The sequence below is a fragment of the Mycobacterium sp. genome (genome assembly GCF_025965855.1).
In the GTDB taxonomy this organism is placed as follows: domain Bacteria; phylum Actinomycetota; class Actinomycetes; order Mycobacteriales; family Mycobacteriaceae; genus Mycobacterium.
Map to the genome: position 1 here is coordinate 57945 of NZ_JAOPWB010000218.1, position 24862 is coordinate 82806.

Annotated in this window: 22 protein-coding genes and 3 pseudogenes; 10 read left to right on the forward strand and 15 right to left on the reverse strand. The window is 67.6% G+C overall.

What is annotated here, in order from left to right:
• Positions 1–95 precede the first annotated feature (95 nt).
• Positions 96–1808, forward strand: a complete 1713-nt coding sequence (locus JWP83_RS18705; RefSeq protein WP_297732815.1) for a 3-ketosteroid-delta-1-dehydrogenase — start codon at positions 96–98, stop codon at positions 1806–1808.
• Here JWP83_RS18705 and JWP83_RS18710 read toward each other — a convergent pair.
• The 7 genes and pseudogenes from JWP83_RS18710 to JWP83_RS18735 form a co-directional block, all read right to left on the reverse strand.
• Entirely contained in the window at positions 1805–2482 is a 678-nt protein-coding gene (locus JWP83_RS18710) for a PadR family transcriptional regulator (RefSeq protein ID WP_297732818.1), read from the reverse strand. The genes JWP83_RS18705 and JWP83_RS18710 overlap by 4 nt on opposite strands.
• Before the next feature lie 79 nt (positions 2483–2561).
• Positions 2562–3035, reverse strand: coding sequence for a hypothetical protein (locus tag JWP83_RS18715; RefSeq protein ID WP_297732821.1), 474 nt, complete (start codon positions 3033–3035; stop codon positions 2562–2564).
• Between the two features lie 336 nt (positions 3036–3371).
• Positions 3372–3473, reverse strand: a pseudogene (locus tag JWP83_RS31300) (DUF2510 domain-containing protein); the annotation flags it as partial.
• A 58-nt stretch (positions 3474–3531) separates the two neighbouring features.
• Positions 3532–4002 (reverse strand): NINE protein, encoded by a 471-nt coding sequence (locus JWP83_RS18720; protein ID WP_297732824.1) that lies wholly within the window; start codon positions 4000–4002, stop codon positions 3532–3534.
• Between the two features lie 121 nt (positions 4003–4123).
• On the reverse strand, positions 4124–5014 hold the full coding sequence (locus JWP83_RS18725; protein WP_297732827.1) for an alpha/beta hydrolase fold domain-containing protein: 891 nt from the start codon (positions 5012–5014) through the stop codon (positions 4124–4126).
• Positions 5011–5865 carry a hypothetical protein gene (locus JWP83_RS18730; RefSeq protein WP_297732830.1) on the reverse strand — a complete coding sequence of 285 codons (855 nt, stop codon included), beginning with the start codon at positions 5863–5865 and terminating at the stop codon, positions 5011–5013. Before JWP83_RS18730 ends, JWP83_RS18725 begins: the two co-directional genes overlap by 4 nt.
• 82 nt (positions 5866–5947) lie before the next feature.
• Positions 5948–6421 carry a DUF1003 domain-containing protein gene (locus JWP83_RS18735; RefSeq protein ID WP_297732832.1) on the reverse strand — a complete coding sequence of 158 codons (474 nt, stop codon included), beginning with the start codon at positions 6419–6421 and terminating at the stop codon, positions 5948–5950.
• Positions 6422–6672: 251 nt separating this feature from the next.
• Between JWP83_RS18735 and JWP83_RS18740 the strand changes: the two genes are divergently transcribed.
• Positions 6673–7797 carry an FAD-dependent oxidoreductase gene (locus JWP83_RS18740; protein WP_297732835.1) on the forward strand — a complete coding sequence of 375 codons (1125 nt, stop codon included), beginning with the start codon at positions 6673–6675 and terminating at the stop codon, positions 7795–7797.
• 17 nt (positions 7798–7814) lie between these two features.
• On the opposite strand, the gene JWP83_RS18745 is transcribed toward JWP83_RS18740, so the two are convergent.
• The 6 genes and pseudogenes from JWP83_RS18745 to JWP83_RS18765 form a co-directional block, all read right to left on the reverse strand.
• Complete coding sequence (locus tag JWP83_RS18745) at positions 7815–8213, reverse strand: septum formation family protein (RefSeq protein ID WP_297732838.1); 399 nt, start codon at positions 8211–8213, stop codon at positions 7815–7817.
• A 50-nt stretch (positions 8214–8263) separates the two neighbouring features.
• Positions 8264–8533, reverse strand: a pseudogene (locus JWP83_RS31305) (peptidylprolyl isomerase); the annotation flags it as partial.
• A 126-nt stretch (positions 8534–8659) separates the two neighbouring features.
• Positions 8660–10561, reverse strand: coding sequence for a serine/threonine-protein kinase (locus JWP83_RS18750; RefSeq protein ID WP_297732841.1), 1902 nt, complete (start codon positions 10559–10561; stop codon positions 8660–8662).
• Between the two features lie 76 nt (positions 10562–10637).
• Positions 10638–12461: a serine/threonine-protein kinase gene (locus tag JWP83_RS18755; RefSeq protein WP_297732845.1), complete on the reverse strand. Its 1824-nt coding sequence runs from the start codon at positions 12459–12461 to the stop codon at positions 10638–10640.
• Positions 12462–12491: 30 nt separating this feature from the next.
• The gene (locus JWP83_RS18760; RefSeq protein WP_367185652.1) at positions 12492–13979 is read right to left on the reverse strand and encodes a multicopper oxidase family protein; all 1488 of its coding nucleotides are present in this window, start codon (positions 13977–13979) and stop codon (positions 12492–12494) included.
• Positions 13976–14743, reverse strand: a complete 768-nt coding sequence (locus JWP83_RS18765; RefSeq protein ID WP_297732852.1) for a helix-turn-helix domain-containing protein — start codon at positions 14741–14743, stop codon at positions 13976–13978. The genes JWP83_RS18760 and JWP83_RS18765 overlap by 4 nt, the downstream gene beginning before the upstream one ends.
• 58 nt (positions 14744–14801) lie before the next feature.
• On the opposite strand from JWP83_RS18765, the gene JWP83_RS18770 reads away from it, so the two are divergent.
• The 6 genes and pseudogenes from JWP83_RS18770 to JWP83_RS18795 all read left to right on the forward strand — a co-directional run bounded on the left by JWP83_RS18770 (position 14802) and on the right by JWP83_RS18795 (position 19670).
• Positions 14802–16082, forward strand: coding sequence for an APC family permease (locus JWP83_RS18770; RefSeq protein WP_297732855.1), 1281 nt, complete (start codon positions 14802–14804; stop codon positions 16080–16082).
• Positions 16083–16136: 54 nt separating this feature from the next.
• Entirely contained in the window at positions 16137–16502 is a 366-nt protein-coding gene (locus JWP83_RS18775) for a helix-turn-helix transcriptional regulator (RefSeq protein WP_297732858.1), read from the forward strand.
• Positions 16499–17990, forward strand: a pseudogene (arsB, locus tag JWP83_RS18780) (ACR3 family arsenite efflux transporter); the annotation flags it as partial. The gene JWP83_RS18775 and the pseudogene arsB, both read left to right, overlap by 4 nt.
• A gap of 36 nt (positions 17991–18026) precedes the next feature.
• Complete coding sequence (locus JWP83_RS18785; RefSeq protein WP_297732887.1) at positions 18027–18443, forward strand: ArsI/CadI family heavy metal resistance metalloenzyme; 417 nt, start codon at positions 18027–18029, stop codon at positions 18441–18443.
• A 98-nt stretch (positions 18444–18541) separates the two neighbouring features.
• Entirely contained in the window at positions 18542–18982 is a 441-nt protein-coding gene (locus JWP83_RS18790) for a flavin reductase family protein (protein WP_297732890.1), read from the forward strand.
• 1 nt (position 18983) lies between these two features.
• The gene (locus JWP83_RS18795) at positions 18984–19670 is read left to right on the forward strand and encodes a pyrimidine reductase family protein (protein ID WP_297732861.1); all 687 of its coding nucleotides are present in this window, start codon (positions 18984–18986) and stop codon (positions 19668–19670) included.
• Between the two features lie 7 nt (positions 19671–19677).
• Here JWP83_RS18795 and JWP83_RS18800 read toward each other — a convergent pair whose 3' ends face one another.
• Complete coding sequence (locus JWP83_RS18800) at positions 19678–20163, reverse strand: SRPBCC family protein (protein WP_297732864.1); 486 nt, start codon at positions 20161–20163, stop codon at positions 19678–19680.
• Positions 20164–20401: 238 nt separating this feature from the next.
• Here JWP83_RS18800 and JWP83_RS18805 point away from each other — a divergent pair, with 238 nt between their 5' ends.
• Positions 20402–20740 (forward strand): hypothetical protein, encoded by a 339-nt coding sequence (locus JWP83_RS18805; RefSeq protein WP_297732867.1) that lies wholly within the window; start codon positions 20402–20404, stop codon positions 20738–20740.
• 209 nt (positions 20741–20949) lie between these two features.
• Positions 20950–22782 carry a protein kinase gene (locus JWP83_RS18810; protein WP_297732870.1) on the forward strand — a complete coding sequence of 611 codons (1833 nt, stop codon included), beginning with the start codon at positions 20950–20952 and terminating at the stop codon, positions 22780–22782.
• 78 nt (positions 22783–22860) lie between these two features.
• Here the strand turns inward: JWP83_RS18810 and JWP83_RS18815 are convergent, their stop codons facing one another.
• Positions 22861–24792, reverse strand: a complete 1932-nt coding sequence (locus JWP83_RS18815; protein ID WP_297732873.1) for a serine/threonine-protein kinase — start codon at positions 24790–24792, stop codon at positions 22861–22863.
• Positions 24793–24862 lie beyond the last annotated feature (70 nt).

The window sequence follows — 24862 nt, forward strand, 5'->3', positions numbered from 1 at the left end:
ATTTAACTCCTGCGGCCCGGCTCGTGGGGGTTAGCTGTTCCACTGATCAGGACGAGACTTCTATTTCCCCGCCGCACCGGCATACGGTTCTGGACGTGGCCCCGCGCAACGCGACGATCCCTGCCGGCCTTGCGGTCGCCGACACGACCGTGGATCTGCTGGTGGTCGGCTCGGGTACCGGCATGGCCGCGGCGCTGGCCGCCCATGACCTCGGGTTGTCGGTGCTGATCGTCGAGAAGTCGTCGTGCGTGGGCGGCTCGACCGCTCGGTCCGGTGGCGCGCTGTGGCTCCCGGCCTCCCCCGTGTTGCGCGAGGCTGGCGCCGCCGACACGGTGGAGCGCGCCGGCACGTACCTGGACTCGGTGGTAGCGGGGTCGGCGCCCGCGCAGCGATCGGTTGCCTTTCTCGAACATGCGTCCGCGTTGGTCGAAATGCTGAGGCGGACGACCCCGCTTCGGCTTTTCTGGGCCCGCGACTACTCCGACTATCACCCGGAAGCGCCGGGTGGCAGCGCGGCGGGCCGCACCTGCGAGTGTCGCCCGCTGGACACCTCGATTCTCGGCGAGTACCGCACTCGGCTGCGGCCTGGCGTGCTGGAGGCCGGCTTCTCGATACCGACGACGGGTGCCGACTACCGGTGGATGAACCTGGTGGCGCGGGTGCCGCGCAAAGGCATCCCCACGTTCGGAAAGCGGCTGGCGCAGGGCGTGGGCGGGCGGCTGGTCGGCCGGCGCTACGCCGCCGGCGGCCAAGGCCTGATGGCCGGGTTGTTCGCGGGTGTGCTGCGCGCCGGCGTCCCGGTGTGGACCGACACCACGCTGCTGCGCCTCTCGAATACTCCAGCCGACCGTGATCGCGTGACCGGCGCGGTCGTGAACCATAACGGGCGCGAGGTGACAATCACCGCCCCTCGCGGGGTGGTCCTGGCAACCGGCGGGTTCGACCACAGCATGGACATGCGGTGGAAATTTCAGTCGGAGTCGCTGGGCAACAACTTGAGCCTGGGCGCCGAATCCAACACCGGCGACGGGATCCGCGCGGGGCAAGAACTCGGCGCCGACATCGATTTGATGGATCAGGCGTGGTGGTTTCCCGCCATTGCGCCCCTGCCCGGCAAGGCGCCGGCGGTGATGCTGGCCGAACGGTCGCTTCCCGGCTGCCTGATCGTGAACCAGCACGGCCGCCGGTTCGCCAACGAGTCGGCGGACTACATGTCGTTCGGCCAGCGGTTGCTCGGGTTGGAGCGGTCGGGCAGCCCCGTCGAAGCGATGTGGATCGTCTTCGACCAGCAATACCGCAACAGCTATGTCTTTGGCGCCGAACTGTTTCCGCGGATGCGAATCCCGCAGAGTTGGTATCAGGCCGGCATCGCCGTCCGCGCCGACAGCCTCGGCGGACTGGGTGCGCGGATGGAAGTTCCGGTGCCGGAGTTCTTCAACACGATGACCCGCTTCAACCAAAACTCCTCCGCGGGTGAGGATCCCGACTTCGGCCGGGGTCGCAGCGCCTACGACCGCTACTACGGCGACCCGACGATAAAGCCGAACCCCAATCTGCGTCCGCTGGTCAAAGGCCCGTACTATGCCGTGAAAATGGTCCTCAGCGATCTGGGCACCTGCGGCGGGTTGAAGGCGGATGAGCGTTCGCGAGTGCTCCGCGAAGACGGCCGCGCGATCGCCGGGTTGTACGCGATCGGCAATACCGCAGCCAATGCCTTTGGCACGACGTACCCGGGGGCGGGTGCGACGATCGCGCAGGGACTCGTGTACGGCTACATCGCGGCCCTCAACGCGGCCGGCGTCGGTTAGTCGGCTTCGCGCTTGGCCTGGACTTGCTTTTCGACCTCGCGCCAATAGCCCGGCTTGGGGCGCGGCTTGCCGAACCCACCCTTGGCGGATTTCTGCAAGATGGCGTCGGCCTCGTCGATTTCCTTCATGAGTTCCAGGGCGAACTCGCGCTCGGCGGCGTAGTACTTGGCCGCCCAGCGCAACGCGATTACCGAATAGGCCCAGGCCGGTTCGACCTCGGCCCCCTCGGCGTCCTCGACGGCTTTCCGGTGCCTGGCCTCCGCGTAGGCCACGTGCTCCTGCAGCAGTTCCTTCAGCCGGGCCGGATTACTGAGGTGGCCAAACGTCACTCGTAACAGCACGCTGTGCTTGAGCACCGGCGGATCCACCGGCGCCTCGTTGGTCCACTCGGTGACGGCCGCCATCCCGGCCGGGGTGATCTTGTAAAGCCGTCGGCTGCGGGTGCCCTCGTCGTGCTCGACGCGCGACGTGACCAGCCCCAGGCCCTCGAGCTTCTTCAGCTCGCTGTAGATCTGGCTGTATGACGGGCTCCAGTAGTACAGGTCGACGCTCCAGTCGGTCCATTTTTTGAGGTCATACCCGGAGACTTCCTCTTCGTAGGACAACATGCCCAGCAGAGCCCAACTGGTGGCGGCGAGCGCCGACTTCACCGACTTGTCGCTGGACTCCTCCATTTCGCCAGGTTAACAACACCGGTCAGCCGATTGCGCGAACAGGACCGCTGGCCGGGAAGTCGAATTGCGGCGGCCCCTCCTACTCCTGTTTGATCTTTGATCGATCGATCCAAAGCAGCACGACACCCACGGCGGTGACAACGACGGCTGCCCCGTACACCATCAGCCCGAACGCCGGCGTGACGTCCACGAAGCCTTCGCCCTCGTTGTTTTTTGTAGACACGGTGTGGAACCAGACGAACGTGAGGCCACCAAGCAGGCCGGCCACAACGCTGAGTCCGATGAGCCGGGCGACCTGCACCAGGGATCCGAAGAGGGCGGGAAACGCCAAAAACACGGCCACGGCGGCCAATACGATGACGACGAGCTTTGCCGCACCGTCGGCGGAAACCTCGTGCGAACCCAAAGTTCTCCCGAACAGCTTGATGCTGACCGTCGCAAACGGGAGGAAGATCGCGATGACGGTGACGACGAGTCCCCCGAGAACAACCCAGGCGGCGACCGACATCTTGCCGGCGAAGCCCTTAACCGTCGCGAGGCCGTCAGACGCCATTTGGGCGCCGGCGCCCGGATTTTGGGGACCGGGCGGGGGCCGCTGTTGGGAACCCGGCTGCGGGGGGAGATCAGGCCGCTGACGCGCTCCGGGTGATGAATAGCCCGGCGGGGGCGGCAGATTGGGCGGTGGAGGCGGTCGCAGGGGCGGACGCGCGGCCGGGCGCGAAGGAGGCGGCGGCGGAGGCACGGCCCGGGTAGGCGCCACCGAGGGCGGCGGCCGATTAGGCGGGGATGAAGGAGGCGGTAGAGCGGTGGCCTGGGTGGGCGCCGCAGAGGGCGGGGGAGGCGGTTGCTGCGGTGGCGTGACCGGTGGTCGCGCGGCCCGCACATTCGGTCTTCGCCGTCGGTGCGGAGTCCAGCTTTGACCATCCCAGTACCGCTGGGCGTTGGAATCTTGTGGATCGTCGTACCAGCCGGGCTGGTTGGGTGTCGTCATGGGCAGATCCTCCCGGTTGACCGAACTGCACCCGTGAAAGCGAGAATAGCGCGGTAATTCAGTCGCGACTCCCCCTCAAACCCGGTGCGAGCCATGCGCGTCGATCGCGTAGCGTGCGCCCCTCCGCGTCGGGCACCTTGCCGGCGATGATCATGAATCCGTCGATCAGCGGCCAGATGACACCGATCCCGCAGGTCAGAAAGGACACCGCGATTTGGGCGAGACCGATGTTGGTGTAGCCGAGGTAAAAGCGGCCGACGCCGAAACTGGCCAAGAAGATTTGCAGCAGCCCGGCGACGAGCCTGCTCTTGTCCGATAGCGGTCGCCCGTAGGCGTCGACGCCAAACGGCGCGTTACCGTACGGAGCGACGCCCGAGGCCGCGCCGGGGGCGTTCGCGTGCCATTGCTGGCCATCCCAATACCTTTGACCGGGCTGACCGCTCGGGTCCGGATACCACCCGGCGAGCTGGGCAGCGTCCGCCGTCGGCCTGAATGGCGCTGCGGCCCAGTCGATTACCGCAGCCGTCATAGCCGGCATGCGTCATCATCCCGTCTTCGCAACCGGGCAATCGATCGCCAGCGATCAATGATGACGGCAATCATCGCATCGGCGACGCGGATTTGTCTGGTATGGGCGACGAGATTTTTGCTCAGTTCGCACACAGACGTTCGGCGATGATGGCCCGCGCGGCGCGGCCTTCCGGCGTCGGTGTGAGCGGGTAGACATGCACCAAGCCGGGTTGTTCGTGGTAGTCGATCTCCATGCCGGCCGCCGCGGCCTTTTCGACCAGTAGTCTCGCGTCGGGGTTGAGGATGTCGCGGGTGCCGCTGAAGACCGTCAGCGGTCCCAGGCCGGACAGATCGGCGTTCAGTGGGCTCACCATCGGGTCGGTCATCGGCAGATCACCACACCAGCGCCTCGCGAATTCCCGCAGGCCCACCCGCGTCAGCCACGGATCGCGGACCGCGTCGATCAACGGGTTGCTCAGGGACACGTCGAGAACAGGCGAGATCAGCACGGTTTGGGGCAGGACCAGGCGGTGCTCGTCGCGCAGCATCAGCGCCGCCGACAAGGCCATCTGTCCCCCGGCGGAATCCCCGGCCAGACACACGCTGTGATCGGGGGCCACCTTCTCGGCCGCCAGTTGGGCGATCGTGGGCACGACCTCGGCCGCGGTAGTGAACGGCACCAACGGATAAATCGGCACGACCACTTGCACCCGCGCGTCGGCGACGATTTGCGCGGCCAATTGCCAATGCTGCGAGGTGATTTCGTTGACCCAGGCTCCACCATGAAGGTAGACGACCGTGCGCTGCGGCGCGTGGGAGGCCTTGGAGGTCAGCGTGTAGATCGGCCAGCCCGATCGCTGTTCCATGTGCAGGACCACGTCGGAACGCAGCCCCGGCGGTGGCCCGAAGGACTGCGGGCGCAACGCGCGTTGATCGATGTGATCGCGGGCGCTTTGCGCGCTGCGGTAGGTGCGCCCCCGCGTCAGGTGAATAACAGCGGGCAGGGCCCGGCTCCTCCAGCTGAGGCTCACCTGATCTGCACCCCCCGCTTGCGCACCCACACCACCGCGGCGACGGTTCCCGCGATCCACACCCCTATTGCGATGGCCAGATGCACCAAGCTCTTCGTGTCGCGCCCGAACATCGGCCAGATCAATGCGGGTACCCGCGTCCACAGCAGGCGGTGCTCTACTCCGTTCATCGGGTCGGCGACGTAGTACAGCGCATAGGGCAGCGTCAGCGCCAAGATCCAGCCGCCGGTGCGGCGGCGATCGCCACGCTGCCGCCACCGCCGAATCAGCGGCTCGACGCTCACCGGGTGCAGCACCGACATGAGGTTACCGATGCCCAGCCAGGACACGATGGGCACCGCGACGGTGGGGGCCGTCACCGCCAGGCGCGCCGGCGTCTGAAACCACAGCGTGAGGGCCATCGCCGTCACCAACGTCGGCAGCCCGACGATCGCGAGCAGCGCCAGGTTCTTGATGAAGAGCAAGCGCCAGAACGGCACCCCGTCGGACAAAGCCTGTCGGACGCGGTAGTGGTCGGCGCCGAGCAGGTTGGTGGTCGTGACGTCCGCGAGGACCCACGACGAGAAGTACGTACCGACCAGCACGGCCCAGTCGTGGTGGTGGCGGCCCGGGGTCAGGGGCTGCACCAGCAACCACGCCGCGGCGAAGACGACGTTGGCCACCACCCCTGTCAGCCAGGTGCGCGGCGGCGTGAACGCCCAGCGGATCTCGGCACCAACCGCCGTCCACAGGTTTTGCTGCAAATCCTTGGCGGCCCGTTTCGCCGCCGCTGGACGAGGGGCCGTTGCACGCACCGCGGCTCGCAGCGCGGCGTCCACATGCGGACGCACCGTCGCCTGTAATTCCAACATCTGCTCCCCCACATTAGAGCGGTAATTCGTGCGACCACCCGCTCTGCCAACGCTTTTCGCCGCGTGTCGAAGTCGATATCCCTTAATTGGGAGGTGCGGAGCCCGCGACCCCCGACGCCGGCCGGATAAGGCGTCTATGCAATTCCTCGGTCAGGACGTGGATCTCACGAGTGAGTTGGGTGTTCGTCTTCAGCTCCAATTCCTGGGTCTCGAAGTCATGGTCGGCGCGGGCCTGCTGGAAGGCCGACTGACGGTTCTGACCGATCATCACAAAGGTCGATAGGAAGATCGCTTCGAGTGACACGACCAGGGTCAAGGTGGGCCATGGATTGCGTTCTAGGAGCAGCATCCATACGCCGAACAGGACCGCATGTATCCAGACGAAGTTCATCGACCCGGCAAACGCGGTTATTCGGTCGGCCAGGCGCAGCTGAAGATCCGCGCTCCGCCTCCTGGCCTCGTCCACGACGGCCGGGTGATGCACCTGTCCGCCTCGCAGGAGCCGGCGCGGAATCAGTTGCGGGCTGTGGCGATGGGCGTCGGCCTGTGTCGTCATGTGAGCCGTTCCTTTCGGGTCCGTGGCGGTACGTCGGTTGCGCGCTATCCGACGTGTTTGGGCGGGTGGAGGCGCCGCTGGCTAATGCTACTGACACGGCTTCCGCGCGGACCAACGCCCAATGGCGCATCGGTAGAACGTGTTACAGTTTGCCCACCACGGCGGAAGGAGGCCCGCATGGATGCCGTCGTACCCGGCTGGCCGGCCGAAAACTGCAGCGGCAGAAGCAGACCCATAGCGCGCCGCGCGCGATGAACCGCAAGCGCGTCGTTGTCGCCGGACTGGGAGACGTCGGTGTCCTGACCGCCATCCGCCTGGCCCGGCACGCCGACGTCGTCGGAATCTCCGTCAAACCCGCGCTGGTGAGCGGCCAGGAACTCGGCATCCGGCTCTCCCGTCCGGAGGACTGGGCCCGCGACTACTGGATCCCGTTCGACAAGTTCCGCCGTCTGGACGGGGTGCGGACCGTGCAGGCGTCGCTAACGGGGCTGGACCTCGCGGCCCGCACCGTCGTGGGCCGGCGCGAAGACGGCGCACCAATCGCCGAGGAGTACGACGCGCTGGTCATCTCGACCGGCGTCAGCAATGGCTTCTGGCGCACGCCTACCCTGCAGTCGCCCACCGAGATCGGCGCCGACCTGCACACCGCCCATGATCGGCTGGCCGCCGCGGATGCGGTGATCGTCGTGGGCGGAGGCGCGGCCGCGGTCAGCAGCGCCGTCAACATGGCCACCACCTGGCCGGACAAACGGATCGACCTGTACTTCCCGGGAGAGCGCGCTTTGGGCGAGTATCACCCGGCGACGTGGAAGCGCATCCGGGACCGATTGATCGAACTCGGCGTGGGCCTGCACCCGGGCCACCGCGCGCGGGTCGCCGAGGGCTTCTCGGGTGACGAGATCACCGGCGAACCGGTCCACTGGAGCACCGGACAACCCCCGGCTTCCGCCGACGCCGTGCTCTGGGCGATAGGCCGGGTGCGACCCAACACCGATTGGCTGCCGCCGGAACTCCTCGATGAACGCGGGTTCGTTCGCGTGACACCGCAGCTGCGGGTGCCCGGTCATCGGCATGTTTACGCGGTCGGGGACGCCGCGGCCACCGACCCGCTTCGCAGTTCCGCCCGCAATCGGGGGGATGCGCTGGTAGCCCGCAACATTCGCGCCGAGTTCGCGGGCCGCGAGCTGCGCAGCTTCCGGACACCGGGGCGGCGGTGGGGTTCGTTGGTGGGTACCCAGCCCAACGGGCTGGAGGTCTTCTTCGCCACCGGCCATTCGCTCCGGTTCCCGTCATGGTCGGTCGAACGGGTGGTGATGCCGTGGGTCGTCAGGTGGGGCATGTATCGCGGGGTGCGCGAAAACCAGCCGCTCCGATAGCGGCCAGTGGTGAGGGCTCAGCTCTTGATCGACCCGGTTCGCTTGTTGGTAAACGTTGCGACGCACACCATCTCGCGGTCACCGCGCTGCCACGAATCTCGCGTGGGAGGCATGATCGCCAAGTCGACGTCCGGATCCAGCACCGCCATGGGCGAATACGACGCCAGCGAGTCCTTACACTTCTTGCCGTACGTACCGAATCCGGACTCGCCCGGGAACGGTCCGTCGGGAACGGTCACGACCCCGGACACCTCCGCCGCGTGGGGTCGGTCGCAGCTGACGGTGTCCACCGAGGAGATCCGGTTTCCGGTTGGCAGCTCGGCGAAGCAGTCCCCGACCTTGTTGTCCCGGGCGCTGACCGTCTGAGTCGGCGACAGGGCGAGCGCAGCGATGGCGACGGCGATGCGACCGCCCAAACGCCGGATAGCACGAGCCCGCCGATTGCCAGTCCCCGGCCGCGCTGCCCGCCGGGTTTCGTTTTTCCCAGAGCGATAAGGCCGAAAATGACGCTGAGCACAATTCCACCCACGGCGCCGAACACCAGTGACGCGATGGCAAATCCGCTGGTGCTCTGGCCCCGCGGCGGCGGTGCGTACCCTGGCGGCGGGTAGGGCGCGGGGTAGGGACTCGGCGGGTACGGCCCCGCGGGGTAGGGCCCCGGGTAAGGCGGCGGGTATCCACCCCCAGGTGGCGGTTGGTACGGGGGTGGCGCTCCTCGGCCCATCGGATGCGACATGCCTCACTGTACGGCCGTCGGCTACGCTACCGCTTCGCGAGCGTAACGTGGTGGCGATTTTTCGCGTGGATTTTCGCCGTGGCGTTACGCCCGCGGCGGCTTAGGGCCGCGGCGGATCAAAGTGCCCTAATCGCCGGTGCGCGTGAATGTTTCGTCATAGTCCACGCTCCGTTGGCAGTCGGGCCGGCCCGACGACTCGTCGAGGTGATCGTGGCCGACGAGCTGCGTGATGGGATCCTGTGGTGGTTGCGGCAGCGCATACTGCCCGGTGGTTCTCGCGTAGACCGCCCCGCCACAGCTTGGATCGTTGTCGTCGTGCTCGACGTGCAAGGTCCAGTTTCCGCCGTCATACACCAGCGGTGTATCAAGCGTTTTCGAGTGGAAATAGCTCATGCACCGGTCGCCGGTGCGCAGGCAGTCGGTAATGACGGCCTGGTCCGCCTGCTGTGCGGGGATCCCTCTTTTGAACCTTCGCGTGGCGTGGTAGCGGCCGTGCAGCGCTTCGGCCGCCGACCCCACCCGCGGCGGTAGGGTGCTCGGGTCGGGGAGCCTAGTGATGTCGACGTCTCCGGAGCGGCTGAAGGTCACTGTCCGCCTTTCGTTGCAGGCGTTGGCCGAAGCCCCGCGATATTCGCCGGCGAGGGTGCCGTCCGGCCGCGCCTGAAGCGTCAACACCTGCCACACTTCGGCCGGGGTGTCTCGGCACTTGTCCGAGCTGAGGGTCACAGCCACCCAGCGCCCGTCTATCTCGTCGAAAACCGCGCTCGATGCGAGCCGCAGCTCGCCGCCGACGCGTTGCGCGGTCGCCCGGCAACCGGTCGGTCCGCATTCCGAGCGGACGTCGTACGTGTCCATTTCCGGACCCGCACCCGGACCCGGGACGTCGTCGAGGGTGGTGCCCTGGCCGAAGTGCACACGGTAGACACCGGTGAAGGGTCCGGTGTTCGGCGCCGCGGCCGCGGTATTTCCGGGCGCGGCGGCGGGATTGTTCGCCGCGGTGCGGCCCGGGTCGTGGTGCCGGAGGAGTTTCACGCCCGCGAAGACACCACCGGCGACGACGAGCAAGGCGATGCCCGCCAGCGCGCCGATCAGCGCCCGGGGACGGCGCCGAGGCCGCATCGCGGGGATGGTTGCGTCGATCGCAGGTTGGGTGTCCGGGAAGGCGACGTCACCGTGCTGGCCGAAGCCCGGACCCAGCTCCCGGGCCAGTTGGTCGGCGAATTCCCGGCAGCTGCCGAACCGTTCGGATGGCTCCTTGGCCATCGCGGTGGCAAACACGGAATCCAGCGCGGCGAGCTCCGGCCGGCGGGCACCGATCGAGGGCGGGGCGGCGCCGATGTGCTGGCTGATCACCACGGCGGGGTTCGAGTCGGCGTATGGCGGCGCCCCGGTCAGCATGTGAAACGCGGTGCAGGCCAACGCATATTGATCGGCGCGCCCGTCGACCGGCTCGCCCTTCAACTGCTCGGGCGCGACATAGGCCACCGTGCCGACCGTCATGTTGGTCGCGGTCAGTCCGGTCGCGTCATCGATGTGGCGCGCGAGCCCGAAGTCGGCGAGGTAAACCCGCCGCGCCTGACCGTCGGGGTCGGTCAACAAAATGTTGGCCGGCTTGACGTCGCGGTGCAGCAACCCTCGGCCGTGCGCGTAATCCAGCGCCGAGCCGACCGCCGTAATGATCGCCACCACCTCTTCGAGTGGCATCCCGCCCGGGTGGCTTTCGCGCAACAGCCGGCCCGCATCGGTGCCGGCCACGTAATCCATCGAGATCCAGAACCGGCCATCCTCTTGGCCGCGGTCATGGATGGTGACGATGTGCGGATGAGACAACCCGGCGGCCAACTCGGCCTCACGCATGAAGCGGCCCCGAAACTCCGGATCGCCGGTCAGCTCCGCGGGCAGGACCTTCAGCGCATCCTCGCGCGGCAATCGTGGATGCGCCGCCAGGTACACCTGCCCCATCCCGCCCGCGCCCAACTCCCGCACGATCTTGAACCCGGCAAACACCTGACCGCTCTCGAGCGACATGGCCAAATCGTAGATGCTGAAGCCGCAGCCGCACCCGCAATTCGCCCCGGACACGACTCGCTGCCGCGCCTTCCCCCTAATCGCCGGTGCGCGTGAAGGTTTCGTCGAAGTCCGTGTTGAGCGCGCACGGCGCGGTCTGTTCCTGGTGAGCGCGGCCGGTGAGCTTCGCGATCGGATCCCCCGGCGGTTGAGGGAGCGGATACTGCCCGCTGGATTTCATGTGCGCTGTGTCGCCGGAATGCGGGCACGTGATGTCGGCGTCGACGTTCCAGGTCCAGCGTCCGCCTCCGAATACCAGCGGTTGGTCGGCCGATGGTTCGTGGAAGTAGCTCATGCAGCGATCACCGGTGCGCAGGCAGTCGGTCCCGACAGCGGTGTTCAACTGCTGCTGTGGGAGCCCGTTCGTGAAAGTCCGCATCAGGCGGTAGTGACCGCGCAGCCCCTGGGCCGGCGACACCACCCGCGGCGGTTGGGTGCCCGGGTCGGGAAGGCTGTTGACGTCGACGTCGCCGGTTCGGGTGAAGGACACGGTGCGCTTGTTGGCGCAGGCGTTGGCGGCAGTCGTGGTGTACTCGCCGCCGAGGCCGCCGTCGGGGCGGGGGCGCAGCGTGAACACCTGCCAGAATTCCGCGGCTGCCTCGCGGCACTTATCCGGCCCGACGGTGACCGCCACCCAGGTCCCGCCGATCTGGTCGAACACCATCGTCGGTTGAGCGACGGTTTCCCCGCCAAGGCGGGACGCCGTCATTACGCAGCCGGCGGGGCGGCACACCGAGCGCAGCCCGTACGTGCTCGTCAGCGCGGGTGGCGCGCCGGCATCCGGGACGTCGTCGAGGGCGGTGACCGGCCCGAACTCGGCCCGATAGGTGCCCGTGACGGGACCCGCGGGCGGGGCCGGGTTGTGCTGTCCGGTGAGCTTCAGGGTCGCGACGACGCCGGCCGCGACGAGCGACGCGATGCCCGCCAGGGCGGCGATGAGGACAGCGGGGCGGCGGGCCAGTTTCGGCCGCTGCAACGCAAGCACGGTCGCATCCAACGCCGGCTGGGGATGCGAGGGTGCCGCGCTGAGCTGCCGACCCAATTCCTGGGCGAACTCCCCGCAGCTGTTGAACCGGCCGGCAGGGTCCTTGGCCATCGCGGTGGCAAACACGGGATCCAGGCCCGTCAACTCCGGCCGGTGGGCACCGATCGACGGCGGCGGGGCGCTGACGTGTTGGCCGATGACGACCGCGAGGTTGGGGCCACCGTACGGCGGCGCGCCGGCCAGCAGGTGAAATGCGGTGCACGCCAAGGCATATTGATCGGCGCGGCCGTCGACGGACCCGGCCATCAACTGCTCGGGCGCCGCGTAGGCCACCGTGCCCACCGCCATCTTCGTCGTGGTCAGCCCCGCCGCATCATCGACGCGTCGCGCGATGCCGAAGTCGGCCAAGAAAATTCGGCGCGGCTGGCCATCCGAATCGGTGAGGAGAATGTTGGCCGGCTTCACATCGCGGTGCAGCAAGCCTCGATGGTGGGCGTAATCGAGCGCCGACGCGACCGCGGTAACGATCGCCATCGCGTCCTCGACCGGCATCCCGCCCGGGAATTGCTCACCCAACAAACGGGCCACATCGGTGCCGGCCACGTATTCCATCGAGATCCAGAACTGGCCTTCATATTCACCGCGGTCGTGGATCCCCACGATGTGTGGATGAGACAGCCCGGCGGCCAACTCCGCTTCCCGCTCGAATCGCTCCCGGTACTGGAGATCGGCGGTGACTTCGGTCGGCAACACCTTGAGCGCGTCCTCGCGCGGCAACCGTGGGTGCCGGGCCAGGTACACCCGGCCCATGCCGCCAGAGCCCAGCACCCGCAGGATGGTGTATCCCGCAAACACCCGGCCGGTCTCAAGCGACATGGCCAAATCGTAGATCCAGTCAGTCGCGCGTCAGGCGCTGTTGAGCAGGAGCATGAGCCCGTAGTCCATGTGGATCTGCTGATGGCAGTGCAGCAGCGACAGGCCGGGTTGGTCGGCGACGAAGTCGATCTCCATGCTCTGGTAACCGCCGAGCATCGCGACGTCCTTGCGCACGCCGGCGGTCGGCGTGCCGGCGACGCGGGTGATTTCAAAGGTGTGCCGGTGCAGGTGCATCGGGTGCAGGTCGTCGGCGGCGTTGCGGAAGCGCAGCCGATAGCGCTTGTCCCGCTGCAAATTGAGCACGGGCTGATTGCTGTCCATCGAAAACGCCGTGCCGTTGATCGTCCAGACGTTGAAGCCGTTGTCGGCGGCGTTGCGCTTCTCGATCAGCATCTCGATGGTTCGATCGGGCGGCGGCACGGGCGCGGGGCCGGGTGACGCGAACAGCCGGTAATCCCACTTGAACGGCGGGGGCGCCGCCCATTGCGGGTCGCCGCCGCGCCCGGCGTATTCCACGACCGCGCCCATTCCGTGGCCACGGTCGTCGTCGGAAAGGTCGCCCAGCACCCACACGCCCGGGTTCGTCATGTTGACGAACGCCGAAATGCGCTCGGCCGCACCGAGCCACAGCACCGGCACCGGCACCGGATTGGGCACCGGGTTGCCGTCCAGCGCGATCACGTTGAAGGTATGGCCGGGCAAGGCCAGACTGCGGGTTTCGGTGGCGCTGCCGTTGAGGACATGCAACAGCACCCGTTGACCGGGTTGGACGCGGATGGGGTCGCCGTGGCCGAGCATGCGCCCGTTGACGGCGAATGCCGCGTAACCGACCTCGTAGCCATGTGGGTCGCCGCGGCCCAGCGAGGCCGTCATCGACGACTCGCCCTTCTCCTTGAGGTCGGGGTCCTGCTCGCCGGGCAGGAAATCGCTGGCCATGTCGCCCCCGCGGCTGAAACTGGGCTCGAATTCTTTGAGCGTCAAGAAGATCTCTTGGTCGTAGGCGCCCGGGCTCTGCTTGGGTTCGATGTAGACCGGGCCGACCAGGCCGCTGTACTGGCCGCGGGACAGATCGGCCCGCGGCACGACGTGGGTGTGATAGAAGCGGAAGCCCGACGGGCCCGGGACAAACGAAATGCGCCGCATACCGTGTGCCGGGACGTAGGGCGTTCCCTCCTCGGCCGCGCCGTCGACGTCGACGCCCACCTGCTGTCCGTGCCAGTGCAGCTGCTCGGGGGAATCGGTGTCGTTGAAGATGTCCACCCACGTCCGTTGCCCCTCTTTGAACCGCAGCAGCGGGCCCGGGAACTGGCCGTTGTAGGTCAGGGTCGACGCGATGTGGTCCGGCGCCAACTCCACCGTTCCGGTGCCGATCCGCAGGGTGTAGTCGGGCCTGCCGTTGGGCGGGGCGGGCGGCGCGGTCCGCGAACAGGCCGCCGCGACGCCGGCGCCCCCGCTCGCGGTCATCAAGGCCAGCCCACTGCCTTGGAGGAATCGACGCCGGTCGAACGGCATGATCATCGCTCCCGAGGGGACGGGTGGAGAGCGAGAACGGGCAGCAGGAATTCGATGCGTTCATTCAGTTCGGCTGCCACGCGCCGAAATTCGGGGTAACTCGCCCTACCGGCGGCGACCGACGGGTCGGGCAGGCTCCAATGCATCGCCGTGGCCACGCCATGGTCGCGGGCGTATTCGCGGACCTTGTCGCACAACGTGATCACGCAATCGAAGCGCCGACGGGCGACCGCGGCCAACGGCCGTGGCCGGCTGCCACCAAGGTCAATTCCGTACAGGTCACGCATGATCCGTACCGCGTTGGGATGTATCTGCGGTTTGGGATGACTGCCCGCGCTTGCGGCACGGATGCGACCCCGCGTCTTCTCCCGCAGCAGCGCCTCGGCCATCGGCGAGCGCGCGCTATTGCCGGAACATAAAAACAGCACCGACCGGGCCTCGGATCGCACCGCCGGCTCGGCCTTGGGCACGGGCGCGAGCGCGGGGTGCAATGCGGTTGCCGCCCCGGCGAATTCCGCCGCGCACCTCGTCAAGTCCAGGTGGTAGTAGGTGTCGCGGGCATCGAAATTGCTGCGCCGCGCGTCGATGAGCCCCGCCAAGCGCAAGAGCCGCAGGTGGTACGAGACCAGGTTTTGCGGCTCGTCGATGGCGGTGGCCAATTCCCGTACCCGGTGGTCGCCGGCCGCCAGTTCGGCCAGCAGCGCCCAGCGCACCGGGTGCGACGCCATCTGCATCAGCGGCGGAACCACCGCCCGCTCGATTGCCGCCACCCTTCGGACAATACATCAAACAAGTTTGATAGGTTGGCGTGCGCGATAAGGAGACCGAGTGCCCGAAAGCAACGCCGTGACAAACGATGAGCTCCGTCGAAGCCTGGGCGTGTTCGACGCGGTGGTGATCGGACTCGGCTCCATGATCGGCGCCGGCATCTTCGCGGCGCTGGGCCCCGCGGCACACGCCGCCGGCTCCGGGCTGCTCCTGGGCCTGGGGTTGGCGGCGGTGGTGGCCTACTGCAACGCCACCTCGTCCGCGCGGCTGGCCGCCCTCTATCCCGCCTCCGGCGGCACCTATCTGTATGGCCGCAAGCGGCTCGGCGATTTCTGGGGCTACTTGGCGGGTTGGGGCTTTGTCGTCGGCAAGACCGCCTCGTGCGCGGCGATGGCCTTGACCGTCGGCTCATACGCATGGCCGTCGCAGGCGCACCCGGTCGCCGTCGCCGCGGTGGTCGCGCTGACGGCGGTGAACTACGCCGGGGTGCAGAAGTCGGCGTGGCTGACCCGCATCATCGTCGCGGTGGTCCTCGCGGTGCTGGCCGCAGTGGTCGTCGCCGTGTTCGTGTCTCGGAGCGTCAGCGCCGATCACCTGCACCTGGCGGGTGCCACCGTCGGCGGCGTCATCCAGGCCGCGGGCCTGCTGTTTTTCGCCTTTGCCGGCTATGCGCGCATCGCCACGCTGGGCGAAGAGGTGCGCGATCCGGCGCGCACCATCCCACGGGCGATCCCCCTGGCACTGGCCATCGCCCTGGCCGTATACGCGCTGGTGGCGGTCGCGGCGCTCACCGCGCTGGGCCCCCGACGTCTCGCCGAGGCCTCCGCGCCGCTGTCCGAGGCGGTGCGGGCGGCGGGGACCGGCTGGCTGGCGCCCGTCGTGCAGGTGGGTGCGACCGTGGCGGCACTGGGCTCGCTGCTGGCACTGATTCTCGGGGTCTCGCGCACTACCTTGGCGATGGCGCGCGACCACCACTTCCCCCACGCGCTGACCGCCGTGCATCCGAGGTTCGGGGTGCCCCACCGCGCCGAGCTGCTGATCGGTGTCGTCGTGGCGGCGTTGGCCGCGACCGCCGACCTGCGGGGGGCGATCGGTTTTTCCTCGTTCGCCGTGCTGATCTACTACGCGGTCGCCAACGCCTCCGCGTTCACCCTCCGGCCCGACGAGGGCCGGCCGCGCCGCGCGATCCCGGTGATCGGACTCGTCGGGTGCGTGGTCTTGGCGTGCGCGCTGCCGCTGTCTGCGGTGCTGTCGGGGACGACGGTGCTGGGCGTTGGCGTCGCGGCGTACGCGATTCGGCGCCTAACGCGCCAAGTGATGCGACCCGCGGATGACGCGTGACGCCGACTGCGAGAACCACTTGCGGACTGATTCGATGAATGTTTATATAGAAGAATGTCGAATCAGGCACCTGCGTGTTGCCCGACACTCGGAGCGGCCGCCATGGATGAACCGCAGGCCGCGGATCTGGCGGCGATGTTCAAGGCGTTGGGCGACCCCGTGCGCCTGCGGTTGATGAGCCTGATCGCCAGTCACCCCGGCGGCGAGGCCTGTGTCTGTGAAATATCGGCGACATTCGACGTCTCCCAGCCAACGATTTCCCATCACCTCAAGCTGCTGCGCTCCGCCGGGCTGCTGGACTGCGAGCGGCGGGGCACCTGGGTGTACTACTGGGTGATCTCCTCGGCATTGCAGCAGCTTTCGGCGGTCTTACGTGTCGAGGACTGCCCGCCCGCGACCACTCCCGGGTGCGGTCCGTGACCGCGGCCCCGACGCGGGCGACCGACCCGGAACCGGTAGCGACCCGGCTCTCCACGCTGGACCGGTTCCTGCCGGTATGGATCGGCGTGGCGATGGCCGCCGGCCTGCTGCTGGGCCGACTCATTCCAGGTCTCGGATCGGCGTTGAGCGCCATTGCGGTCCAAGGAATTTCACTGCCAATCGCGATCGGCCTGCTGGTCATGATGTATCCGGTGTTGGCCAAAGTCCGCTACGACCGACTCGACGAGGTCACCGCCGACCGCAGCCTGATGGTGAGCTCGTTGCTGCTCAACTGGCTGATCGGGCCCGCGGTGATGTTCACCCTGGCGTGGCTGTTGCTGGCGGATCTGCCCGAGTATCGCACGGGGCTGATCATCGTCGGTCTGGCGCGCTGCATCGCGATGGTCATCATCTGGAACGACCTCGCCCGAGGCGACCGCGAAGCCGCAGCCGTGCTGGTCGCGCTGAACTCGCTGTTTCAGGTCGCCATGTTCGCCGCACTGGGCTGGTTCTACCTGTCGGTGCTGCCCGGCTGGCTGGGCCTCCCGCAAACCGGGATCGACGTCTCGCCGCGCCAGATCGGCGAATCCGTGCTCATCTTCCTCGGCGTTCCGCTGCTCGCCGGATACCTGTCGCGCCGCCTCGGTGAACGGCTCAAGGGCCGGCACTGGTACGAGACCCGGTTCCTGGCCCGCATCGGGCCGTGGGCGTTGTATGGGTTGCTGTTCACCATCGTCATCCTGTTCGCCCTGCAGGGCCACCAAATCACCTCCCGGCCATGGGATGTCGCCCGCATCGCGATCCCACTGCTGGCCTACTTCGCCGTCATGTGGGCCGGCGGATATGCCCTTGGACTCGTACTCCGGCTCGGCTACGCCCGCACCACGACGCTGGCGTTCACCGCCGCCGGTAACAATTTCGAATTGGCGATCGCCGTGGCGATTGTCACCTACGGCGCCGCGTCGGGGCAGGCCCTGGCCGGGGTCGTCGGACCCTTGATCGAAGTGCCCGTGCTTGTCGGGCTGGTCTACGTTTCCCTCGCGCTGCGTCCCCGCCTGTTCCGAACCGAGCCAGACTGAGGAGCCGTCGCCGATGGCCGACAAACCCAGCGTCCTGTTCGTCTGCGTCCATAACGCCGGCCGCTCGCAGATGGCCGCCGCCTTGCTGAGCCGCATGGCCGGAGAGCGCATCGAAGTCCGCTCCGCGGGAACCGAACCCGCCGGTGAGGTCAACCCTGTCGCCGTCGCAGCCATGGCCGAACTCGGTGTTGACATCGCCGCGGCCACCCCCACAATCCTCACCACTGACGCGGTGCAGATCAGCGACGTCGTGATCACGATGGGCTGCGGTGACACCTGCCCCTACTTCCCGGGAGTGTCCTACCGCGACTGGCAACTGCCCGACCCCGCCGGTCAACCCCTGGCCACCGTGCGCGCGATCCGCGACGACATCGCCGACCGCGTCCGGGCCTTGATCACCGAGCTCGTGCCCACGACAGCCCCGCACCCAGAGGAAGGACCCACCATGTCGCGTGTGCAGTTAGCCCTCAACGTCGACGACCTCGACGAGGCAATCGCGTTTTACTCGAAGCTGTTCAACACCGAGCCGGCGAAGGTCAAACCCGGCTACGCGAACTTCGCCGTCTCCGAGCCCCCGCTCAAGCTCGTGCTGCTCGAGAACCCGGGCCACGGCGGCACCCTCAACCACCTCGGCGTCGAAGTCGCCTCCAGCGACACCGTGCACACCGAAATCGCCCGGCTCACCGAGCGGGGGCTCGTCACCGAAGAGGAGATGAACACCACCTGTTGCTTCGCGACCCAGGACAAAGTTTGGGTCACCGGGCCCGGCGGCGAACGCTGGGAGGTCTACACCGTCATAGTCGACTCCGAGGCCTTCGGACCAAGCACCGGCGAAGCCGACGAAGCCTGCTGCCAGGCGTAGGTTGTCCCACCGCGATTCCGGCCGATCCGAAGGGGAAGACTGAGCCGGTGGCCGGAACCGACGCGTTCGAACGACTGGTGGCCGTGCTGAACTATCCGATGTTCGTCGTCACCACCCAGGCCGACGGCGTCTTGGCCGGCTGTCTGGTCGGCTTCGCCAGCCAGGCCAGCATCCATCCACCGCGTTTTCTGGTCGGTTTGTCCACGAAGAACCACACGTTCCGGGTGGCCGCCGGCGCCAGCCACCTGGCGGTGCACGTGTTCGATCGCGAGCACCTCGCCGTCGCGGAGTTCTTCGGCAGCCAGACCGGCGACACCATCAACAAGTTCGACCGCTGCTCCTGGCATCGCGGCCCGGCGCAGTTGCCGATTCTCGACGACGCGGCCGCCTGGTTCGTCGGCAAGATCCTCGATCGTTTCCCCCTCGGTGACCACGTCGGGCACCTGCTGGAACCGGTGGACGGCCGCCCGCCGAAGAAGCTCGAGCACTGGGTGTCCTTCGGCGACGTCCGCCACCTGGAACCGGGCCACGAGGCCTGACGTGAGCCGCTCTCCCCGGGTGGGCGCCGTCGGCGACATCAACGAACTCGCGTCGTTCTACGCCGATCCCCCGCACGGGGTGCGTGCCAACATGATCTTCAGCGCCGACGGCGCCGCGGCCTTCGCCGGTCGCGCCGGTCCGCTGTCCTGTCCCACCGATCAACGGCTGCTGAGAATCCTGCGGGGCTTCGCCGACGTGGTTCTGGTCGGCGCGGGCACGGCGCGTGCCGAGAACTACGGCCCCGTGCGACTCACCGATACGCGACGGGCCACGCCGCCGCCGATCGCCGTCGTCACCCGAACGGGGGAACTGCCGACCAGACTGTTCAGCGACCCCGACCAGCCCCCGATCCTGGTGACCGGCGCGCGCTCGGCCGCCGAGCTCGGCAACGACCCACACCGGCGGATCCTGGTGGCCGGCGAGGATTCCGTCGACCTGACGCGCGCCGTCGCCCTGCTGCGCGCACAGGGCATGGAGCGCATCCTGTGCGAGGGCGGGCCGACGCTGCTCGACGAGCTGGTGGAGGCCGACGCCGTCGTCGAAATCTGCGTGACGCTGGCCCCCAAACTCGCCGGGCACCAGCCCGTGGGCAGCCGGCGGCCCTCACGGCTGTCCGTGCCGGTGCAGATGCGGCTCGAGCACGCCTTGGCCTACGACGACTACGTTTTCCTGAAGTATCGCCGCTGAGCGGCGGTCAGGCCCGGGAATAACCGCGGCGGACCGTGCGATCGAGAATGCCCAGGGTTGCCCGCAACGCGCCCTCGGAAAGCACCGGAAAAATCCCGGCGTCCCGCCACTTCGGGTCGATGTTCGACCAGTCGTAGAACGAGGTGACCACGGTGGACGCGCCGTCGTCGGCCGGCTCGAGCAGGTAACCGTAGACGTGGCCGATCTCCGGGCGGATCTTGCCCAGAACCGTCCACGAGATCAGCCGATCCTTCTCGAACTCCTTGATGTTGACGGTGACGTCATATTTGCCTAATTGCGGAAAGTCGTTAAGCGACTCGCGGTCCATGTGGACCACGAAGCTGTCCCCCACCGCCGTCACCGGGTCGCCTTCGGCGTCTTGGAGCATGCCCGAGGAATCGATGGACACGTGGCCCTGCGGGTCGCAGAGTACCGCGAAGACTTCGGGCGCCGGGGCCGGGATCGTGCGACTGGTCTCGATGCGTTCGGTCATGGGCCCTCGCAGCCAGCGGAGGTAGACCTGATTTGCCTCGCTCACTCTACGTCGCTTCGGCCGGTAGACGTCGGTGCCGTCGCGATTGCTGGACGATCGCTCGGCATGCAGCGACTGACGAGGCTTCCTATGATGAAAGCTTGGGAAAGATTTCATCGAATTGCCTGCGCGACACAATCTTCAGTCCATCGTCGTCCAACTTCTTCTCGCGGGCATAAAGAGGAGGATCACCGGCCCCGTGAGCGATCCAAACGACGAGGACGAATACCGCAATCTGGCGGTGAACCGACTGCGGCCCAGCGAGCTTCGTTGGGCGCTGAACCACGATTCCGTGCACGGGATCGCCTACGCATTCCGCAACCCCGTCGCCGTCGCCGATTCCATCGACGATCCGCAGGACGATCGGAAGACCTACCTGATCCGGGTCAGGCGCGACGACTTGGCCCTTGCGCTGGGAAAGATCAACGATTGGATCGTCAGAAATCCCGGCCCGGCGGGGATGCAGGCTTACGGCTTCGTCAGGGCGCTGTCGCGGGAGGGGCTGAGCGAAAAGACCGGCGACGAGGAATGCTGCTGATCGCGCTCCGGTCCGCCGGCCCCGACGCGTCGTAGCCAGGAGACCGGGAATTAGCCGGCTTTCTGGCTATTCAGCGTGCCCCATGGTTGCCGAAACCATTAGCCTTATGCCTGGCACGCCACCGCGTACTCGCTTCCGGCGCAGGCAATGGCCGGGCGCGCGAGGCGCTTCTTGGTTTGCGGCGCGTTGCGGCGGATGAGGAGACGGCGATGGGTGACACGACCGCGGATTCGCGGGAGGGTTCGCAGTTCGGGCCGTATCGGCTACGGCGGCTGGTCGGTCGCGGCGGCATGGGCGACGTCTATGAGGCCGAGGACACGGTGCGGGAACGCATCGTGGCGCTGAAGCTGATGTCGCAGACGCTGTCCAGCGATCCGGTCTTCCGCTCGCGCATGCAGCGCGAGGCCCGCACCGCGGGGCGGCTGCAGGAACCGCACGTCGTGCCGATCCACGACTTCGGCGAGATCGACGGGCAGCTCTACGTGGACATGCGCCTGATCGACGGGAAGAACCTGGCGACCACGTTGAGCCACTTCGGGCCGCTGTCCCCGCCCCGGGCGGTGGCCGTTGTGCGCCAGATCGGCTCGGCGCTCGATGCGGCACACGCCGCCGGGGTGATGCATCGTGACGTGAAACCGGAGAACATCCTCATCAGCGCCGATGATTTCGCCTATCTCGTCGATTTCGGGATCGCCAGCGCCACGTCAGACGAAAAGCTGACCCAGTTCGGCACCACCGTGGGCACCGTCAAATACATGGCCCCGGAACGGTTCAGCGAAGCCGAAGTCACTTATCGGGCCGACATCTACGCACTGGCCTGTGTTTTGTATGAGTGCTTGACCGGATCCCCGCCGTACGCGGGCGACACCATCAGCGTGATGGGGGCTCACCTCAACCAGGCGATCCCGCGTCCGAGTGCGGCGCGCCCGAGCATTCCGCTGGCCTTCGACGGCGTGATCGCCCGCGGCATGGCCAAGGATCCCGCCGCCCGCTATGCCACTTGCGGTGATCTGTCGGCGGCCGCCTACGCGGCGCTGGCCACACCTGATCAGGATCGCGCCACCGACATCTTGGAGCGCAGCCAGGTGGCGAAGCTGCCGGCCGCGTTTGCCGCCCAGCCGCCCAGCGGCTTCGCGCCCATGCCCCCGCCCGTCATGGCGAACAACGCGCCGCAGGCTCCGGGGTGGCCCATGGGATCGGCTCCCGCGCCACCGGTCCTCGGGGGTGCACCGGTGCCGCAGCCGACGGGGTGGCCGGGCACTCCTACGTGGGGCACGAGCGATATGGGTAGCGTTCCAGCCCCGCTGTGGGGGCAGCCGCCCCGGAGCAGTCGTAAGCCCTGGCTGTGGATCGGCGCCGCCGTGGCGGTTGTGGTGGCCGTCATGGCTGGGTTGGCCGTCGTTGCCGCTCATCCGTGGGATTCGTCGTCCCCGTCGCCGGGGTCCTCCACGCCGAAGTCGGCGGCGCCCACACCGGACGCTGTAGAGCTTCGGCTCCTCGATGACGGTGTGTCAGTCGGCAGCTCGGCCGCACCGACGACGATCGACATTTTCAACGAGCCCATCTGCCCGCCGTGCGGCAGCTTCATCCGGTCGAATACCGGCGATATCGACAGCGCGGTGAACAACAAGAAGCTGGCGGTGCGCTATCACCTGCTCAACTTCCTCGACGACAAGTCGCACAGCAAGAACTACTCGACCCGCGCGGTGGCCGCGACGTACTGCGTTGCGGCGCAGAATGATCCGAAGCTCTACATGAACTTCTATTCCGGCCTGTTCGCCAGCAATTTTCAGCCCGCGGAGAACGCCCCCGAAGACCGCACCGATGGCGAACTGGCCCAGCTGGCCAAAACCGTCGGCGTTGACGCCAGTGTGATCGATTGCATCAAGGCAGGCGATGACGTCGGCACCGCGAAGGCGAAGGCCGCGGCCGGGGACGCGACGCTGACCGGGCTCAACGCTACGGGCACGCCCTTCGTGTGGGACGGCACCAGGTCCCTGAACTATCAGGACCCGACCTGGCTCACCAAGCTGATCGGATAGTCGGCGGAGTTCGGTTGCGTTACGGACTATGGGTCCTAGAATGCCGGGCTAAACCGTTGCGTGCCTTGACGACCGGCGTCATTCTCCGGTGCGCGCAAACTTGATGTCGACGTCGGTGCTCTTGCAGGGCGACGGCGGGCCCGTCACGTCCTCGTGGCCGTGGCCGCTGATGAGCGCGATCGGATCTTGCGGCGGCTGGGGCAACGGAAACTGCGCGACGATCCTCGTGTGTTGCATGGCACCGCCCTTCGAACAGCGCATGTCGAACTCGCGGTCGTAAGTCCACATCCCGCCGCCGAACACCAGCGCCATGGCCGTCGCCGGTGGTATGTGGAAAAAGCTCATGCATCGATCACCGGCGCGCAGGCAGTCCGTGCGGACCACAAAGTCGTCGTTCCGCTCCCGGTAACCGTTTGGCTGAGAGCCCGTCTCCTGGTAGCGACCGTGCAGCGCCTCGGCCGGTGACACCACCCGCGGCGGTAGGGTCTTCGGGTCGGCAATGCTGTTGACGTCGACGTCCCCGGTGCGGGTAAACGTGACGTTTCGTTTGTTGGCGCAACCCTTGCCCATGATCTCGGTGGCCTCCCCCGCGAGCGTGCCATCGGGGCGTGGTTGCAGCGTGAACGTTTCCCACACTTCGCCGTCGACGTTGTTGCACGTGCTCGAGCCGGCGCTGACGGCCAGCCAGCTTCCGCCGACCTGATCGAGCACGATCGTCGGGACCTGCATGGTTTCGCCGGTAAGGCGCGTCGCGGTCGCCACGCAGCCGGTGGGGCGGCACGCCGAACTGACACCCCAGGTCTCGGTCGCGGGCGCGGCGCCCGGCGGCGGCATGCCTTCGATGCTGGTGATTCGGGCGAAGTCGGCCCGGTAGACGCCCGTGAAGGGACCCGTATTGGGCGCCGGCGTCTTGGGCCCCGGGGCGGCGGTGGGCGCCGGCCTGTTCACCGGTTGGTGGGACCCGGTCAGCTTCCCGGAGGCGAAGACACCGCCGGCAATCAGCAGCGCGACAGCCGCCAGGGCGGGGATCAGGACCGCCGGGCGCCGGCCCAACCGCTTCCAGGCGGGTGCCTTCGGCTGCAGCGGGACGGTAGGCGCGGCTACCCCGAGCGACGGCCGGGTGATTTCGCTATCCGGGCGGACCGGAATCTCACCGGCATACGCGAAGCTCGGGGTCGGCTGCCCGCCGAGGCGGGCGGCGAACTCCGCGCAGCTGCCGAACCGGCCGGACGGCTCCTTGGCCATCGCGGTGGCGAACACCGAATCCAGGGAGGCCAACTCCGGTCGCTGCGCGCCGATCGAGGGCGGCGGGGCATTGACGTGCTGGCTGATCACCACGGCGGGATTGGAGTCGACATACGGCTGCGCGCCGGTCAGCAGGTGAAACGCGGTGCAGGCCAAGGCATATTGATCGGCGCGCCCGTCTATCGGCTCGCCCTTGAGCTGCTCGGGCGCCGCGTAGGCCGCCGTGCCGACCGTCATGTTGGTCGCGGTCAGTCCGGTCGCGTCATCGATGCGCCGGGCGACGCCGAAATCGGCCAGAAAGACCCGCCGCGCCTGCCCGTCGGGTTCGGCCAACAAGATGTTGGCCGGCTTGACGTCGCGGTGCAGCAGGCCCCGGTGATGCGCGTAATCCAGCGCGGCGGCGACCGCGGTGATGATCGGCACCACCTCGTCGAGCGGCATTCCGCGGGGATAGTTTTCTAGCAACAACCTGCCCGCATCGGTGCCGGACACGTAGGCCATCGAGATCCAGAAATGGCCGTCCGCTTCGCCGCGGTCGTGAACCCTCACGATGTGCGGATGCGACAACCCCGCCGCCAGGTCCGCCTCGCGCACGAATCGGGCCCGAAACTCGGCGTCGGCGGTCAATTCCGGTGGCAGCACTTTGAGCGCGTCCTCGCGCGGCAATCGCGGATGCGCCGCCAAATACACCTGGCCCATGCCCCCCGAACCCAGCAGCCGCAGGATCGTGTATCCCGCGAACACCCGGCCAGCCTCGAGCGACATGGCCGAATGGTAAGTCGTTTCTTCTGGGCTTTTCGGCACTTCGTGTCCTTTCCGCTCTCCTCGGGGCAAG

Excerpts from the sequence above, each read along its gene's own strand:
- JWP83_RS18730 (WP_297732830.1), bottom strand. The coding sequence starts at position 5,865 with ATGTTGGAATTACAGGCGACGGTGCGTCCGCATGTGGACGCCGCGCTG.
- JWP83_RS18755 (WP_297732845.1), bottom strand. The coding sequence starts at position 12,461 with ATGTCGCTTGAGACCGGCCGGGTGTTTGCGGGATACACCATCCTGCGG.
- JWP83_RS18760 (WP_367185652.1), bottom strand. The coding sequence starts at position 13,979 with ATGATCATGCCGTTCGACCGGCGTCGATTCCTCCAAGGCAGTGGGCTG.
- JWP83_RS18715 (WP_297732821.1), bottom strand. The coding sequence starts at position 3,035 with ATGGCGTCTGACGGCCTCGCGACGGTTAAGGGCTTCGCCGGCAAGATG.
- JWP83_RS18750 (WP_297732841.1), bottom strand. The coding sequence starts at position 10,561 with ATGTCGCTCGAGAGCGGTCAGGTGTTTGCCGGGTTCAAGATCGTGCGG.
- JWP83_RS18740 (WP_297732835.1), top strand. The coding sequence starts at position 6,673 with ATGAACCGCAAGCGCGTCGTTGTCGCCGGACTGGGAGACGTCGGTGTC.
- JWP83_RS18800 (WP_297732864.1), bottom strand. The coding sequence starts at position 20,163 with ATGACCGAACGCATCGAGACCAGTCGCACGATCCCGGCCCCGGCGCCC.
- JWP83_RS18775 (WP_297732858.1), top strand. The coding sequence starts at position 16,137 with ATGTCGAATCAGGCACCTGCGTGTTGCCCGACACTCGGAGCGGCCGCC.
- JWP83_RS18720 (WP_297732824.1), bottom strand. The coding sequence starts at position 4,002 with ATGACGGCTGCGGTAATCGACTGGGCCGCAGCGCCATTCAGGCCGACG.
- JWP83_RS18785 (WP_297732887.1), top strand. The coding sequence starts at position 18,027 with ATGTCGCGTGTGCAGTTAGCCCTCAACGTCGACGACCTCGACGAGGCA.
- JWP83_RS18815 (WP_297732873.1), bottom strand. The coding sequence starts at position 24,792 with ATGTCGCTCGAGGCTGGCCGGGTGTTCGCGGGATACACGATCCTGCGG.
- JWP83_RS18710 (WP_297732818.1), bottom strand. The coding sequence starts at position 2,482 with ATGGAGGAGTCCAGCGACAAGTCGGTGAAGTCGGCGCTCGCCGCCACC.
- JWP83_RS18735 (WP_297732832.1), bottom strand. The coding sequence starts at position 6,421 with ATGACGACACAGGCCGACGCCCATCGCCACAGCCCGCAACTGATTCCG.
- JWP83_RS18790 (WP_297732890.1), top strand. The coding sequence starts at position 18,542 with ATGTTCGTCGTCACCACCCAGGCCGACGGCGTCTTGGCCGGCTGTCTG.
- JWP83_RS18810 (WP_297732870.1), top strand. The coding sequence starts at position 20,950 with ATGGGTGACACGACCGCGGATTCGCGGGAGGGTTCGCAGTTCGGGCCG.